Annotated in this window: 15 protein-coding genes; 6 read left to right on the top strand and 9 right to left on the bottom strand. The window is 70.6% G+C overall.

Annotated elements, in window-relative coordinates:
- Nucleotides 1–11: 11 nt before the first annotated feature.
- Nucleotides 12–755, bottom strand: a complete 744-nt coding sequence (locus ABGA98_RS13385; protein WP_347618560.1) for an AMP-binding protein — start codon at nucleotides 753–755, stop codon at nucleotides 12–14.
- Nucleotides 756–928: 173 nt separating this feature from the next.
- Here ABGA98_RS13385 and typA point away from each other — a divergent pair, with 173 nt between their 5' ends.
- The gene (gene typA / locus ABGA98_RS13380; protein WP_347618559.1) at nucleotides 929–2,779 is read left to right on the top strand and encodes a translational GTPase TypA; all 1,851 of its coding nucleotides are present in this window, start codon (nucleotides 929–931) and stop codon (nucleotides 2,777–2,779) included.
- Between the two features lie 74 nt (nucleotides 2,780–2,853).
- Here typA and ABGA98_RS13375 read toward each other — a convergent pair whose 3' ends face one another.
- The 4 genes from ABGA98_RS13375 to ABGA98_RS13360 form a co-directional block, all read right to left on the bottom strand.
- Entirely contained in the window at nucleotides 2,854–3,504 is a 651-nt protein-coding gene (locus tag ABGA98_RS13375) for a DUF2461 domain-containing protein (RefSeq protein ID WP_347618558.1), read from the bottom strand.
- 35 nt (nucleotides 3,505–3,539) lie between these two features.
- Nucleotides 3,540–4,322 carry a polysaccharide deacetylase family protein gene (locus tag ABGA98_RS13370; RefSeq protein ID WP_347618557.1) on the bottom strand — a complete coding sequence of 261 codons (783 nt, stop codon included), beginning with the start codon at nucleotides 4,320–4,322 and terminating at the stop codon, nucleotides 3,540–3,542.
- A 30-nt stretch (nucleotides 4,323–4,352) separates the two neighbouring features.
- A complete protein-coding gene (locus tag ABGA98_RS13365; RefSeq protein ID WP_347618556.1) occupies nucleotides 4,353–4,658 on the bottom strand; it encodes a hypothetical protein in 306 nt (101 codons plus the stop codon).
- A gap of 82 nt (nucleotides 4,659–4,740) precedes the next feature.
- On the bottom strand, nucleotides 4,741–5,316 hold the full coding sequence (locus tag ABGA98_RS13360; protein ID WP_132628077.1) for an XRE family transcriptional regulator: 576 nt from the start codon (nucleotides 5,314–5,316) through the stop codon (nucleotides 4,741–4,743).
- Between the two features lie 90 nt (nucleotides 5,317–5,406).
- Here ABGA98_RS13360 and ABGA98_RS13355 point away from each other — a divergent pair, with 90 nt between their 5' ends.
- A complete protein-coding gene (locus tag ABGA98_RS13355) occupies nucleotides 5,407–6,246 on the top strand; it encodes a DMT family transporter (protein ID WP_347618555.1) in 840 nt (279 codons plus the stop codon).
- Between the two features lie 150 nt (nucleotides 6,247–6,396).
- On the opposite strand, the gene ABGA98_RS13350 is transcribed toward ABGA98_RS13355, so the two are convergent.
- Nucleotides 6,397–6,981: a sigma-70 family RNA polymerase sigma factor gene (locus ABGA98_RS13350; protein WP_347618554.1), complete on the bottom strand. Its 585-nt coding sequence runs from the start codon at nucleotides 6,979–6,981 to the stop codon at nucleotides 6,397–6,399.
- Nucleotides 6,982–7,229: 248 nt separating this feature from the next.
- On the opposite strand from ABGA98_RS13350, the gene ABGA98_RS13345 reads away from it, so the two are divergent.
- The gene (locus ABGA98_RS13345) at nucleotides 7,230–7,415 is read left to right on the top strand and encodes a hypothetical protein (RefSeq protein WP_347618553.1); all 186 of its coding nucleotides are present in this window, start codon (nucleotides 7,230–7,232) and stop codon (nucleotides 7,413–7,415) included.
- A 119-nt stretch (nucleotides 7,416–7,534) separates the two neighbouring features.
- On the opposite strand, the gene ABGA98_RS13340 is transcribed toward ABGA98_RS13345, so the two are convergent.
- Nucleotides 7,535–8,503: an iron-siderophore ABC transporter substrate-binding protein gene (locus tag ABGA98_RS13340; RefSeq protein ID WP_347618552.1), complete on the bottom strand. Its 969-nt coding sequence runs from the start codon at nucleotides 8,501–8,503 to the stop codon at nucleotides 7,535–7,537.
- Between the two features lie 100 nt (nucleotides 8,504–8,603).
- Here ABGA98_RS13340 and ABGA98_RS13335 point away from each other — a divergent pair, with 100 nt between their 5' ends.
- The 3 genes from ABGA98_RS13335 to ABGA98_RS13325 are packed head-to-tail and all read left to right on the top strand — an operon-like array spanning nucleotide 8,604 to nucleotide 11,478.
- Complete coding sequence (locus ABGA98_RS13335) at nucleotides 8,604–9,638, top strand: iron ABC transporter permease (RefSeq protein WP_347618551.1); 1,035 nt, start codon at nucleotides 8,604–8,606, stop codon at nucleotides 9,636–9,638.
- A complete protein-coding gene (locus tag ABGA98_RS13330) occupies nucleotides 9,635–10,678 on the top strand; it encodes an iron chelate uptake ABC transporter family permease subunit (protein ID WP_347618550.1) in 1,044 nt (347 codons plus the stop codon). The genes ABGA98_RS13335 and ABGA98_RS13330 overlap by 4 nt, the downstream gene beginning before the upstream one ends.
- A complete protein-coding gene (locus tag ABGA98_RS13325; protein WP_347618549.1) occupies nucleotides 10,675–11,478 on the top strand; it encodes an ABC transporter ATP-binding protein in 804 nt (267 codons plus the stop codon). Before ABGA98_RS13330 ends, ABGA98_RS13325 begins: the two co-directional genes overlap by 4 nt.
- Here ABGA98_RS13325 and ABGA98_RS13320 read toward each other — a convergent pair.
- Together ABGA98_RS13320 and ABGA98_RS13315 are read right to left on the bottom strand one after the other, a co-directional pair.
- Nucleotides 11,399–12,655 carry an MFS transporter gene (locus tag ABGA98_RS13320; RefSeq protein ID WP_347618548.1) on the bottom strand — a complete coding sequence of 419 codons (1,257 nt, stop codon included), beginning with the start codon at nucleotides 12,653–12,655 and terminating at the stop codon, nucleotides 11,399–11,401. The two genes, ABGA98_RS13325 and ABGA98_RS13320, sit on opposite strands and share 80 nt — an antisense overlap.
- Nucleotides 12,656–12,659: 4 nt before the next feature.
- A complete protein-coding gene (locus ABGA98_RS13315; RefSeq protein ID WP_347618547.1) occupies nucleotides 12,660–14,336 on the bottom strand; it encodes a tetratricopeptide repeat protein in 1,677 nt (558 codons plus the stop codon).
- Nucleotides 14,337–14,350: the final 14 nt, after the last annotated feature.

The following is a 14,350-nucleotide window of genomic DNA, read 5'->3' as shown; positions in this document are numbered from 1 at the left end:
GCCCATCGAGATCACAGGCCGAGCGAGCTCACGACCGTCCGTTCGTCGACGACGCGCAGCGCGGGATCGCCGAGCAGCCTCCTCGCCAGGTCGTAGGGTGCGACGACGACGCTCGCCCGCCGCTCCTGGGCGAGCACGCGGCAGCCGACGAGGCTCGGCTCGTGGGCGACCACGACGTGGGCGCCGGTCATCATGGCCAGGTCGATCACCCGCAGCACTCTGAACGGATCGTTGACCGCGCTGATCAGGACGTCGTCCTTGGCGATGGCCACCCGCACGGCGAGCCTGCGCAGGTCGCCTGCCAGCTCGTCGTGGTCGAACACGCGCCGCCCGCCGAACGTGAGCGCCGGGCCGGCCAGCGGCCCGAACTCCACCCCGCGCTCGTCGAGCAGCTCGGAGAACGGCGCGGCCCCCTCGACCGGGAGGAAGGAGTAGACCTGCTCGACCTGCGTGGCGGCGGGGTCGTAGTGGCGCTGGGTGATCATCATGCGGGCGGAGCCGGAGGCCGCGAGCACCGCGACGCCGCCCGCCCAGGCGACGGCGTGGATCGCGACCGGCAGCGTCGCGCCGGGCGGGACGTTGACGAGGACCCGCTCACCGTAGCCCAGACCCCGGCGGCGCAGGCCGGCCGCGCCACGGGTGACCCGTTTGACGAAGGTCGCGTACGACAACACCTCGCCTGTCCGGACATCGCTCACCGCCGGCCTTTCGCCCCGTGTCGGCGCCGCGGCCATCACCAGCTCTGTCCAGGTCATGCCGTTAATGTAGGGACCCCGGCCACGATTGCCATGCGCACAATTGTGCAACCGGCTATGTACGTGGGGTCCTCGCCGTCGTCCCGCTCGCGCTCGCCATCAGAGGGGATCAATTAGACTTGTCAGGTCGCGACTTCGCGCGGCCGCCTCCACGACACAGAGCGAGACCTCTCATGCCTTTGAACAGCCGCGAAGACCTGCGGAACATCGCGATCATCGCGCACGTCGACCATGGCAAGACCACGCTGGTCGACGCCATGCTCTGGCAGTCCGGGGCCTTCCGCGCCAACCAGGACGTCGACGACCGCGTCATGGACTCCAACGACCTCGAGCGCGAGAAGGGCATCACCATTCTCGCGAAGAACACCGCGGTCAAGCACGGCGGCATGACCATCAACATCATCGACACCCCCGGCCACGCCGACTTCGGCGGCGAGGTCGAGCGCGGGCTCTCGATGGTCGACGGGGTCGTGCTGCTGGTCGACGCCTCCGAGGGCCCGCTGCCGCAGACCCGCTTCGTGCTGCGCAAGGCGCTGTCGGCGAAGATGCCGGTCATCCTGTGCATCAACAAGGTCGACCGCCCCGACGCCCGCATCAAAGAGGTCGTCGACGAGGTCTACGAGCTCTTCATGGATCTCGACGCCACCGAGGAGCAGATCGACTTCCCGATCGTCTACGCCTCGGCCAAGGCGGGCAGGGCCTCCATGGTGCGCCCCGACGACGGCGGCATGCCCGACTCGGGAGACCTCGAGCCGCTGTTCGACATCATCAAGTCGACCATCCCGGCGCCGACCTACGACCCGAGCGCGCCGCTCCAGGCCCACGTCACCAACCTCGACGCCTCCTCCTATCTCGGCCGCATCGCCCTGTGCCGCATCCACCAGGGCGTCATGCGCAAGGGCCAGCAGGTGGCCTGGTGCCGCACCGACGGCACGATCCAGCGCGTGAAGATCACCGAGCTGCTCATGACCGAGGCACTGGAGCGCAAGCCGGCCGAGCAGGCGGGCCCTGGCGACATCATCGCCATCTCCGGCATCCCCGAGATCATGATCGGCGAGACGCTGGCCGACCCCGACGACCCGCGCCCGCTGCCCCTCATCACGGTCGACGAGCCGGCCATCTCGATGACCATCGGCACCAACACCTCGCCCCTCGTGGGCAAGGTCAAGGGCTCCAAGGTCACCGCACGCATGGTGAAAGACCGCCTCGAGAAGGAGCTGGTCGGCAACGTGTCGCTGCGGGTGCTGCCCACCGAGCGGCCCGACGCCTGGGAGGTGCAGGGCCGCGGCGAGCTGGCGCTGGCCATCCTGGTCGAGCAGATGCGCCGCGAGGGCTACGAGCTCACCGTCGGCAAGCCGCAGGTGGTCACCAAAGAGATCGACGGCAAGGTGCACGAGCCCGTCGAGCGCCTCACGGTCGACTGCCCGGAAGAATACCTCGGCGCGGTCACCCAGCTCCTGGCGGTGCGCAAGGGCCGCATGGAGCACATGACCAACCACGGCACCGGCTGGATCCGCATGGAGTTCGTGGTCCCGGCGCGCGGCCTGATCGGGTTCCGCACGGAGTTCCTCACCGAGACCCGCGGCACGGGCCTGGTCCACCACGTCTTCGACTCCTACGAGCCCTGGTTCGGCGAGCTGCGCACCCGCAACAACGGCTCGCTGGTGGCCGACAGGTCCGGCCCGGTGACCGCGTTCGCGATGCTCAACCTGCAGGAGCGCGGCACGCTGTTCGTCTCGCCGACGACCGAGGTCTACGAAGGCATGATCATCGGCGAGAACTCCCGGTCCGACGACATGGACGTCAACATCACCAAGGAGAAGAAGCTCACCAACATGCGCTCCTCCACCAGCGAGGAGACGGAGAAGCTGATCCCGCCGCGCGCTCTCTCCCTGGAGCAGGCGCTCGAGTTCATCCGCGAGGACGAATGCGTGGAGATCACTCCTGACGCCGTGCGCATCCGCAAGGTGGTGCTCGACGCCGCGACCCGCGGCCGCGCGGCGGCCCGCGCCAAGCGCGCCTGACCCGTTGCGCCTGGCGGCCTCCGGCGGCCAGGCGCGGCGGGGCGGGGCGGCGGTCTCCTGCTCCGGCGGCCAGGTCAGCGGGGCGGCAGCTCGCTGCCTCGCACGTGGGTGCAGAGCCACTCGACCAGAGGTCCGAAGTCGCGCCACGTGCGCGCCACCCGCTCGCGCACCTGCGGCGTGTGCACCCACGGCTCCGGCTCGAACCGTTTCCCCGCGTGCAGCGACCTGTGCCGCAGCAGCTCGATGCGGGGGTGGCCGGCGTCGAAGCCGCGCGGCCTGGTCTTGAGCCGCTCGCCGTGGAGCGTGTAGCCGGCCGCCTCCAGCGAGTCGATGATCGACTCCAGCGGCTTGCCCGACACGTCTTCGTCGACGGCCGCGCGATAGCGGGCGACCTGGTCGGGGGCCTTCGTGTAGACGCCGCCCGCGGTGAACAGCCCGGCCGCGCTCACCTCCACGTAGAGCCCGATGCCCGGCATCAGGTCGACGAACGCGCCCTGATGCGTCTTGTACGGCGACTTGTCCTTGGCGAAGCGCACGTCACGATAGGGCCGGAAGAGCTGCGCCGGCCCGAACTCCGTGGCCAGCTCGTCGGCGAGCGCGAGCATCGGCGCTCGCACGGCCTCCTCATAGAGCTGTTTGTGCCGGCCGAAGTAGGTCTTCGAGTTGTCAGCCTCCAGACCCTCGTAGAACAGGAACGCCTCGTCGGGAAAGCCGCTGAACCCCATGTGGACAGCCTGCCACGCCGAGCGGGCGCCCCGGGTCACCGCCTCGTGTACTTCCTGCCCGGCAGCGGGCTCCGGTCGCCGTACAGGTCGGAGACCGTGACGAACGTGAACCCCTTCCGCTCCAGCGCGTCGAGCAGGGCGGGCACGGCCTTCACGGTGGTGCGGTGGATGTCGTGCATCAGGATGATCGAGCCGGGCTTGGCCCGCCCGGCCCGCCTGGCCACGATCTTGGGTTGCCGGTCCCGCCAGTCGAAGGTGTCGACGTTCCAGAGGATCTGGGCCATGCCCGCGCGGCGTGCCTCGGCCGCCACGTGCTTGTCCGTCAGCCCGTACGGCGGCCGCATCACCCGCATCGTGACCCCGGTGAGCCGGTGCACGAGACGGCCGGTGTGCCGCAGCTCCCGATGGAGCTCCTTGCGCGTCAGCTCCGACAGCGCCGGATGGCTCCACGAGTGGTTGCCGAGCTCGTGCCCATCGGCCACGATGCGCTGCACGGTCCGCCCGCCGTCCGCGGCCACCATCTCCCCGACCACGAAGAACGTCGCCTTCGCGTCCCGCTCTCTCAGCAGGTCGAGCAGCCGTCCGGTGCGCTTGCCCGGCCCGTCGTCGAAGGTCAGGGCCACGCACTTGGCCCGCCCGCAGTCGACGTGGCGCGGCCAGCCGGGCTGCAGCCGGGCCAGCAGCTTGGCCAGGACGTCGGGATCGACCGGCGGCGGCCGCAGGGGCACGGTCGGGAGCTCAGGAAGTTCGGTGCGGACCACCTGGGTGGCGAAGCTCACCAGAGCCAGCAGGGCCAGCGGCAGAGCCCACCCGCGCATGCGTCCCCCCGAAACACCGCGTACGGGGGGCTACGGATAGTCCTGGGCCGGTTTCCCCCGCAGTTCCCTGACCAGGTCGTCCCACCAGGGTGGGATATCGGCCTGCAGTTCCTTGAAGCGACGCGCCACGCGCATGGCACATCCGGCCGGATCCGTACCCGGATGCCGACGTTTCGCCGGTCCTTCCTGCCAACGGTAAAAGCCATCCCTATAGCGCACGACCAGGCCTATCCACACCGAGATGGTCGCATCGTCGCCTACGTCGTACGCGCTGGTGATGCCCAGACCGTGGAGCTCCGCCTGGAGTTTCTCCGTCGCCGCTCGGGCCTCACTCACCCGCCACCCCCTGCCGACGTTCCATACACATCAGTGATGTACCCAGACAACGGGTGTCAGCCGCTCATAAGGGATATCTCCGTCATTGATCGGGGGTCTCGCGGGGTTCGGCGACCACCATGACGAACCTGAGCCGCTCCTTGCCGTTGTTCGCGTAGCGGTGGGGGCGGTCGGCGGTGAAGAGCACCGCGTCGTCCTTGCCGATGGTGTGGCTCCTGCCGTAGACGGTGATCGTCAGCTCGCCGTCGAGCACGGTGAGCATCTCACGGGTGCCGGGCGGATGGGCGTCGCCGTCGTGGTGCTCGCCCGGGGCCAGCCGCCAGTCCCACAACTCCAGGATCATCGGCACGTCCGCGCCCACGAGCAGGCGGGCCTCCACGTCGCCCTGCCGGAACGTGACGACGTCGGCCTTGTCGACGACGCGCACCATGGGCACGTCGGCGACCTCGACGAGTCTGGCCACGGTGACGCCCAGGGCCGAGGCGATCCTGGTGAGCGTGGAGACGCTCGGGTTGGTCCGGCCCTGCTCCACCTGGACGAGCATTCCCCTGCTCACTCCCGACCTGGCGGCCAGCGCGTCGAGCGTCAGCCCGCGGTGGGAGCGCTGGGCCCGGACGTTGTTGGCGATGGCCTGGGTGATCAGCTCGGGGTCCTCCATGAAGTGCAGTGTAGTGAAAATCTGTTGCAATAGGTTGCACCTAATGTGTTGTACTAAGGGTTCAGTGTGTTGGACTGAACGGAGTGCGACATGACGGTGATCCTGGCGGCCGCCTGCGCGGTGGTCTACGGCACGGCCGACTTCTTCGGCGGCCTGGCCACCAAACGCACCCAGGTGCTCTCGGTCGTCGTGCTGTCGCAGATCGCCGGCCTGGCGCTGATCCTGGCCCTGCTGCCGCTGCTGCCCGGCGCGTTCAGCGACACGGCACTGGCATGGGGGCTGGCCGCGGGCATGTCGGGGGCGGCCGGGATGGTGCTGTTCTACCGGGCGCTGGCCACGGGCGTCATGTCGGTGGTCGCGCCGACGACCGCGGTCACCTCGGCCGCGCTGCCCGTGGTGTTCGGGCTGGCGACCGGCGAGCGGCCGGCGTTCTGGGCGCTCGCCGGGATCGCGCTGGCGCTGGGTTCGGTCCTGTTGGTCAGCCAGGACAGCTCAGAGAGCGGGCACGGATCCCTCGCCTCGGTCGCGGCGGCGCTGGCCGCGGGCGCCGGATTCGGCGGCTTCTTCATCCTGCTCTCCATGACCTCCCACGAGTCCGGCCTGTGGCCGCTGGTCGGCGCCAGGCTCTCGTCGGTGACCATGGTCGCCCTGCTCGCCCTGGTCACCCGGCGGACGCTCACACCACGGCCGGGGTCGCTGCACATCATCGTCGCCGCGGGCGTGCTCGACATGACGGCGAACGTGCTCTTCCTGCTGGCCCAGCAGGACGGCCTGCTCAGCCTCGTCGCCGTGCTCGTCTCGCTCTACCCCGCCAGCACCCTCCTGCTGGCCCGCCACGTGCTCGGCGAGCGGCTGCGGCCCGTCCAGCTGACCGGCGTGGCCTGCGCGCTCGGCGCGGTGGCGCTGATAGCCGTCGCACAGCATCCCTAGACTTGCTTCGTTTCGCCCGTGCGCCCTGATCGGGCCCGTTCCGGTGATGAGTCGTTGTCCGCCTCCATCTCGCCATGGGGCCGTAGGCGCAGCTGCGGTGGTGGTGGTCGCCGGGCACCTGCCGGCGGAGGGCAACGCCGTGACGCTGTGCTAGGCGGCGGTCTGGGCGGGGATGCGTACGGCGCCCTCTTCGCGGGCGTACTCCTCCAGCATTCCGCGCAGCTGGCGGCGGCCGCGGTGGAGGCGAGACATCACGGTGCCGATCGGCGTGCCCATGCGCTCAGCGATCTCCTTGTACGCGAAGCCCTCGACGTCGGCCAGGTAGACGGCCACACGGAAGTCCTCGGGAAGGCTGCGCAGGGCGTTCATCACGATGTTGTCGGGGAGCCGGTCGAGCGCCTCGTTCTCGGCGGAACGCAGCCCGGTCGAGGAGTGGGACTCGGCGGCGTGCAGCTGCCAGTCCTCGATGTCCTCGGCTGCGGACAGCTTGGGAGAGCGCTGCTTCTTGCGGTAGTCGTTGATGAAGTTGTTGGTCAGGATCCGGTGCAGCCACGCCTTGAGGTTGGTGCCCTCGCGGAACTGGTGGTAGGAGGTGTACGCCTTCGCCACCGTCTCCTGCACGAGGTCCTCCGCGTCGGCGGTGTTGCGAGTCAGGCGCATGGCGGAGGCGAACAGCTGCGACGTCACGGGCACGACGTCCCGTTCGAACCAGTCCTGACGCTGCTCATCGGTCATAGTGATCAAATCAATCCCCCTTGCGCTATCCCCCGTTTCGGCACAAGCCGCCTGACAGCGGTTCCATCATCGCAAGCACCAGGTAAGGGGCGCGTTAGTGCGGTTCCGCCTTGGTCAGAAGGGGTTTCCGTCCATCTGCTCGCGGCGTGCGTGGTCACGTCCACGGCCGGACAAGTCTCATTATCATAACACTACCCACCCATTTTCACAGTAAGAGTGGCAAGAGTCACAGGGGATAGCGTATAGGCATGAGTTTCGTCGACCGCCACGGCCCTGGGACCCGCCGCTGGGTGGCCGGGGCCATGCACGAGGTCGATGCCGACCGTTGTCGTGACACGCATCTGCACGTCTTTCCGCTGCCCTCGGGCCGGGGTGTAAACCTTTCCTTGAAAGACGAGCCGATGCGGCCGGAAGTTCACTCGAACATCGAATGAGTTCGGACCAGGTCGTTCCCCGTTGTCCACGGCCTTACTGGATCGGGCCGGTCACGGCCGTCGCCGACCACGCGTTCAACGACAGCGAAGGGCCGGCTATTCCCCGACCTCCATGGGCGTCAGGAGGCGGGTCTGGCGGGATCGACGGCGAAGAACTTCGCCACGTCGTCCAGCATGGCGTGCGCTCCCTGGATGCCCACGGCGCTCATCCAGGTCAGGTCGCTGACCTCGTGCTTGTCGCCCTTGAGCTTGCCCCACAGCGGGTTGTTGACGAACTTCTCCTTGGGCCCGTCAGACGACGGATCCGGATATGTCGCGACGAAGATCTGGTCGGCGTCCAGCTCCGCGATCCGCTCCTGGCTGACGTCCACGGCGATGGCGTCCTTCGCGGTCGGCTGGCCCTCCGGGCGGGGGAACCCGACGTCCTTCATGACCACGCCGGAGTAGGAGTTCTCCACGTAGAGCCGGGTCGTCGGCTCGCCGGCGAAGCGCACGACGGAGATCGTCGGCAGCTCGCCTTCCTTCTTCCTGATCGCCGCGCCGATCGTGGCGGCGCGCTCCTCGTACTCCCTGATCCTGGTGTCGGCGAGCGTCTCCTTGCCCAGGGCCTGGCCCATGAGCCGGAGGTTGTCCTTCCAGATGGCCCCCGTGGTCTCGCTGAAGACCGTGGGCGCGATCTTGGAGAGCTTGTCGTACAGCGCCTCGTGGCGGACCTTGGCGGAGACGATCAGGTCGGGCTTGAGCGCGATGATCTTCTCCAGGCTCGGCTGCTCCAGCGTTCCGACCGGAGCGGCCTGCTTGCCGTACCGCTCGGCGACGGCCCCGAGATAGCCGGGGAGCTCGGTGTCGATCGAGCGGTAGGTGGTGTAGCCCACCACCGGCGTCTCCAGGGTGAGCACCGCGTCGACGAAGCTCTGGTCGAGCGCCACCACCCGCTTCGGCTGCTCCGGGATCACCGTCTCGCCCATGACGTGCTTGACGGTCCTGAAGGGGACGCTCGGCGAGGGGGCGTCGGCGGGCTCCGCGGAACCGCAGGCGGCGACCCCCACCACGAGGACAGCGCAGACCAGCGCGCGCAACGGTCTCATCAGCACCCTTTCAGTCAAGATAAGGCAAACCTAATTTAGGTTAGCCCTGCCTAAGCTGGCATACTGCACCGGGATCCGGCAAACATCGAGGAGGGCACGGGTGAGCGCAACGGCCGTCGCCCCCGGGCTTCGTGGCGTCCGTCACCGGCGGCTCACGGTCCTGTCCGTGCTGGTCGCCACCGTGCTCGTCGCCGTGGTGCTGAGCGTCACCGTCGGCTCCAAGTCCGTGCCGCTCGCCGACGCCTGGCACGCGCTCACCGCACCGACCGGCACCGAGAACGACATCGTCATCCGCGCGCTGCGCGTCCCCAGGACGGTGCTCGGCGTGCTCGCCGGAGTCGCGCTCGGCGTGGCCGGCGCGCTCATGCAGGGCCACACCCGCAACCCGCTCGCCGACCCCGGCCTGCTCGGGGTCACGCAGGGGGCGGCGTTCGCGATGGTGTCGTCGATCGTGCTGCTCGGCGTCTCCAGCCTGCTCGGCTACATCTGGTTCGGCCTGGCGGGGGCGCTGGTGGCCAGCGTCGCGGTGTTCGCGCTCGGCATGACGGGCGGCAAGGGCAGCCCGACCCCGGTCACGCTGGCGCTCGCGGGCACCGCCGTGAGCGCCTTCCTCTACGCGCTGACCTCGGCCATCGTGCTGCTGGACGAGCAGGCGATGGACGTGTTCCGCTTCTGGCAGGCCGGATCGATCGCGGCCCGTGGCGCCGACGTCGTCTGGCAGGTGCTGCCGTTCATCCTGGTGGGCCTCATGCTGGCGGCGGTCAACGCCCCCGGGCTCAACGCCCTCTCGCTCGGCGAGGACGTCGCGAGGAGCCTCGGCCAGAACATCCCCGTGACCCGCGCCGTCGGCGTCGCCGCCGTCACCCTGCTGTCGGGCGCGTCGGTCGCCGCCTGCGGCTCGCTGGCGTTCGTCGGGCTCATCGTGCCGCACCTCGTCCGTCCGCTGTCGGGCACCGACCACCGGTGGCTGCTGCCGTACTCCGGGCTCGTCGGCGCGGCGCTGCTGCTGCTCGCCGACGTGATCGGGCGCGTGGTGGCCCCGCCGGGAGAGCTGGAGGTCGGTGTGGTGCTCGCACTGCTGGGGGCGCCGTTCTTCGTCGCCCTCGTGCGGCGCAGGAAGCCGGTGCGCCTGTGACCACTCTGCCCCTGCGCGTCGCCGGCCTGTCCTGGCAGGTACGCCCGCGCGCCGTCGTGCTCACCCTGACGGGGCTGGTGCTGCTCGCCCTGCTCATGGCCCTGAACATGCGCATCGGCGACATCGAGATGAGCCTCGCCGGCGTGCTCGCGGGCACGTTCGACGCCGGCGACCCGGGCCACTTCGTCATCATGGAGCTGCGCCTGCCGCGCGCGCTCACCGGCGCCCTCGTCGGCGCGGCGCTCGCGCTGTCCGGGGCGATCATCCAGTCCATCGCCCGCAACCCTCTGGCCAGCCCCGAGATCCTCGGCGTCACCACCGGCGCCTCCGTCACGGTCGTGGCCGGCGTGGTGGCCAGCGGCAGCGTCTACGGCGGCGTGAGCGGCCTGCTGTCCACCCTCGGCATCCCCGCGCTCGCCCTGCTCGGCGGCCTGCTCGGCGCCGCCGTCGTCTACGGGCTGGCCTGGCGGCGCGGCCTGGACGGCTACCGCCTGGTGCTGGTCGGCATCGGCGTGGCCGCCGTGTTCACCAACGTCAAGTTCTGGCTCCTCACGGTCGGCGATGTCAACGACACCAGCCGCGCCATGATCTGGATCAGCGGCTCGCTCAACGGCCGGGGCTGGGAACACGTGACGCCCACGGCGCTGGCCCTGGCCGTGCTGGTGCCGCTGACCCTGCTCGGCACCCGCTCGCTCGACGCCCTGCGCTTCGGCGACGACACGGTCACCGCCCTCGGCGTCCGCATGCATCCGGCCCGCGCCCTGCTGATCCTCGCCGCCGTGCTGCTGGCGGCCGTGGCCACCGCCTCCGCCGGCCCGATCGCGTTCGTGGCCCTCGCCTCGCCGCAGATCGCGCTCAGGCTGGTCCGGTCAGGACGGCCGCCCCTGTTGTGCTCGGCGGTCATCGGCGGCGTGCTCACCACGGGCGCCGACCTGATCGCGCGCACCGCGTTCTCCCCGCTCGAACTGCCCGTCGGCATCGTCACCGCCGTGCTGGGCGCGCCCTACCTGATCCATCTGATCTGGAGGTCACGCAAGTGAGACTGCAAGCCGCCGACGTGCGGCTCGGGTACGGCGAGCGCGTCATCGTCGACGGGCTCGACCTCGGCATCGAGGCGGGCACGGTGACCACCATCATCGGCCCGAACGGCTGCGGCAAGTCCACCCTGCTGCGCGCGCTCGGCCGCCTGCTCAAGCCGCAGGGCGGCGAGGTGCTGCTCGACGGCAAGCGCATCGACAAGCTCCCCACCCGGGAAGTCGCCAAGATCCTCGGCATGCTTCCCCAGGCGCCCGTCGCGCCCGAAGGGCTGACCGTGGCCGACCTGGTGGCCAGGGGGCGGCATCCGCACCAGACGTGGTACCAGCAGTGGTCCTCCGACGACGAGGGCGCGGTCACCGCGGCGCTGGAGATGACGGGCCTCGCAGACCTGGCCGAACGGCCGCTGGACGAGTTGTCGGGCGGGCAACGGCAGCGGGCATGGATCTCCATGGCCCTGGCCCAGGGCACCGACCTGCTGCTGCTCGACGAGCCCACGACCTTCCTCGATCTCGCCCACCAGGTCGAGGTGCTGGAGCTCGTACGCCACCTGCACCAGCGGGCCGGACGCACGGTCGTCATGGTCCTGCACGACCTCAACCTGGCCGCCCGCTACGCCGACCGGCTCGTGGCCATGCGCGCCGGGCAGGTGATCGCCTCGGGCGCCCCGCGCGACGTGCTGACCGAGGAGTTGTTGCGCGAGGTGTTCGAGCTGGACGCCAAGGTCATCGAGGATCCGGTGGCCGGCACTCCCCTGGTGGTGCCGATCGGCTCGCGGGCGCGTCCCGCAGAGCGGGAAGCCTGAGCCGGCCCAGCGGGGTGCACGCCACGACGGCGGCGATGGCCAGCCAGCCCACCCCCGCGACGGCCATCAGCGCGTACGCGTTGCGCGTCTCCGACTCGAACACGCCCGTGGCCAGCGACGCGAGCGGGATGGACAGAAAGGCGATCATCCTGGCCGTGCCGAGCACCCGTCCGAGCAGATGGTCGGGGACGAGCAGCTGGCGCGCGGTCGCGATGGCCACGATCGACGTCCCCGCCGCGGCGAACTGCCCCAGCCAGGCGAGCCCGATCGGCACGGGGCCGCGCGCCACGATCATGGCCAGCATCGACAGGCCGCCCGCGGCGACGGCCCAGCAGATCACCGGCCCCGGCGGATACCTGCGCAGCAGCCGGCTGCCGAGCACCGCCCCGAGCACCGCGCCCACCCCCTGGAAGGCGTAGACGACGCCGATCTCCCCCGGCCTGAACCCGTGGTACGAGCTGAGGTAGTAGACGAGCCCGGCCAGCAGCAGCCAGACCCCGAAGTTGCACGCCGCGGTCGCGAGCGCGGTGGTGAGCACCACCTTGTCGCCGCGGAACAGGAAGCTGAGGCCCTCCCGCATGTCCGCGAGCATCGAACGGCCGCGGCTCGTCACCGCGCCCCGCGCCGACCTGACGGGCCAGATCAGCAGACCCGACAGCAGGAACGTGCCCGCGTCCACGTAGATCGCGGCCTGGTGGCCGAGGCCGACGACGAGCGCGCCGCCGATCACGGGGCCGACCATGTTCACCGCGTGCTCGCCCATGTGGAGCCGGGCATTCGCCTGCGGCAGCCGTTCCACCGAGACCAGCGAGGGCACCATCGAGCGGAACGCGGGCTGGTAGAGGGGATCGACGCAGGCCAGCAGGAACGCCACCGCGTAGATCGCCCAGAGCTGCCGCACGCCGGCCGTCACGATCACCGCGAGCAGCACGGTGACGGCGCCGGACGTCAGGTCGCCGATAACGAGCACGCGCCGCCGGTCGACCCGGTCCGCGAGCGCCCCTCCGACCAGGCCGAGCGCGACGTACGGCAGGTACTCCATGGCGTACACGAGCCCGGTGCCGAGCGCCGAGCCGGTCAGGTCGTAGACCAGGAGCGGCAGAGCCGGCCGGTGGATCCAGGTGCCGAGCGAGGAGGCGAGGAACGCGCTGCGCAGGAGCCAGTAGCGCCGTCCCATGGACTCAGACCTCGGTGAGAGCCTGCCCGATGTCGCCGTCGCCGGGTGTCAGGACCGCGGCCCTGAGCAGGTCGTCGCGGGCTTCGCCCGGGCGTCCCGCGGCCCGGTGCACCACCGCCCTGTTGAACAGCAGCTCGGCCGTCTCCGCACGCTTGAGCGCGCTCGTCAGGTCGGCCACTGCCGCGCCGTGGTCGCCGAGCTCGAAGGCCAGCTCGGCCCGCCCCGCCCAGGCCGCGACCAGATCGGGGTCGAGCTCCAGGGCCCGGTCGAAGGCGGCGCGCGCCTCAGGATGGCGCGCCTCGGCCAGCTCGACCTGGCCGAGCACGCACAGCAGGTGCGGGTCGCGCGGCGCGAGCCGCAACCCTCGCTCGACGTCCTGCCGGGCCTCGGCGTACGCGCCGGACGCCGCGCTCAGCCCTGACCTGTTCACGTACGCGGGCGCGAACTCCGGGTCGAGCTCCAGCGTGTGATCCAGGTCGGCGCGGGCGCCCGCGAGGTCGCCCGCCGCGTAACGCAGCTCGGACCGGTTGTAGTACGCCTCGGGGAAGGGCGGGCTGAGGCGCATGACGCTCTCGTAGTCGGCCAGCGCCTCGTCGTCGCGGCCCAGCTTGTGCAGCAGGTTGCCCCGGTCGAGGTAGTAGTCGGGATAGCCGGGGTCGGCCTCGACGGCCCGCGTGTAGTCGGCCAGCGCCTCCTCCGCCCGGCCCGTCATGTCCAGGAGCTGGGCCCGGTTGGCGTGGAGCACGAGCTTGTGGATCGGATGCTCGGCCGGCAGGTCGGCCTCGGCCAGGTCGATGGCCTGCTGCACCAGCTCCATCGCGGCGGCCGGGCGGCCCCTGCGCACCTCGACCAGGGCCTTGCCGTTGAGGTCGAAGCCGAGGTGGAAGGCCCGCTCCCTGGGGTCGGGCAGCAGCGACGTGATCGCGATCGCCTCGTTGATCCAGGCGAGCGCCTCCTCGGGGTCGCGCCGGGCGGGGTCGTGGTGGCGTACGAGGATCATGGCGGTGGCGTAGGCGACGGTGGCGCGGTGTTTGGGGTCGGTGCTCTCGCGCCTGGCGCGGTCGTAGAGCTCGCGGGCCTCGTCCTCGCGCTCGATGGCCTCCAGCGAGGCGGCCACGCGCCGCAGGAGCTGCCGCCACCGCGGCGGGTCGGCGTCGTGCGCCATGCCGCGCAGCGCCTCCAGGCCCGACTCGGCCATCGCGTGGTGGAAACCCTCGTCGCGGTAACGGTCGAAGTCGGCCGGCAGCGCACCTGCCGACGGCGCCTGCGGGCCCTCGTCGAGCCGCAGCAGGCCGGGGTCGAGCCGGCGCCGCAGCACGGCGACGAACTCGGTGTCGGTGTGGTCGGCGGCGTCGAGGTTGGCCACGGTCACGGCGAGCGGGCCAGCGCGGTCGAGGTGGTCACGGACGAACTCGGCCAGCCCGTTGGCGATCCTGAGGCTGCGCCGGGCGGCGGGGATGAGGATGCGCTGCGCGCGGGGGAGGTCGCCGGCCAGTGAGCGCCTGCGTGCCGGCACGACGTCGCGGAGTTTCGGCCCGGCCGTCCGGATCTCTATGTCATGCGCGGCGACCAGCTCGGGATGCCGGGCCAGGGCGGCCGGGACGAGATGGCCGAGCAGCCCGGCGGCGAACGTGTAAGGTCCGCCGATGCGGCGGTCCGCGTCCAGCGTGATCGTGTCCACACGAACCCATTTCC

It is taken from the genome of Nonomuraea sp. B1E8, assembly GCF_039871515.1.
GTDB lineage: Bacteria > Actinomycetota > Actinomycetes > Streptosporangiales > Streptosporangiaceae > Nonomuraea.
The sequence above is the reverse complement of the archived record's forward strand: the minus strand, read 5'-3'. Positions and strand labels throughout refer to the sequence as shown.

What these genes read in the sequence shown, in the direction of transcription:
- ABGA98_RS13385 (WP_347618560.1), bottom strand. Translation starts at nt 755, where the DNA reads ATGACCTGGACAGAGCTGGTGATGGCCGCGGCGCCGACACGGGGCGAA.
- typA (WP_347618559.1), top strand. Translation starts at nt 929, where the DNA reads ATGCCTTTGAACAGCCGCGAAGACCTGCGGAACATCGCGATCATCGCG.
- ABGA98_RS13375 (WP_347618558.1), bottom strand. Translation starts at nt 3,504, where the DNA reads ATGGGGTTCAGCGGCTTTCCCGACGAGGCGTTCCTGTTCTACGAGGGT.
- ABGA98_RS13370 (WP_347618557.1), bottom strand. Translation starts at nt 4,322, where the DNA reads ATGCGCGGGTGGGCTCTGCCGCTGGCCCTGCTGGCTCTGGTGAGCTTC.
- ABGA98_RS13360 (WP_132628077.1), bottom strand. Translation starts at nt 5,316, where the DNA reads ATGGAGGACCCCGAGCTGATCACCCAGGCCATCGCCAACAACGTCCGG.
- ABGA98_RS13355 (WP_347618555.1), top strand. Translation starts at nt 5,407, where the DNA reads ATGACGGTGATCCTGGCGGCCGCCTGCGCGGTGGTCTACGGCACGGCC.
- ABGA98_RS13350 (WP_347618554.1), bottom strand. Translation starts at nt 6,981, where the DNA reads ATGACCGATGAGCAGCGTCAGGACTGGTTCGAACGGGACGTCGTGCCC.
- ABGA98_RS13345 (WP_347618553.1), top strand. Translation starts at nt 7,230, where the DNA reads ATGAGTTTCGTCGACCGCCACGGCCCTGGGACCCGCCGCTGGGTGGCC.
- ABGA98_RS13340 (WP_347618552.1), bottom strand. Translation starts at nt 8,503, where the DNA reads ATGAGACCGTTGCGCGCGCTGGTCTGCGCTGTCCTCGTGGTGGGGGTC.
- ABGA98_RS13320 (WP_347618548.1), bottom strand. Translation starts at nt 12,655, where the DNA reads ATGGGACGGCGCTACTGGCTCCTGCGCAGCGCGTTCCTCGCCTCCTCG.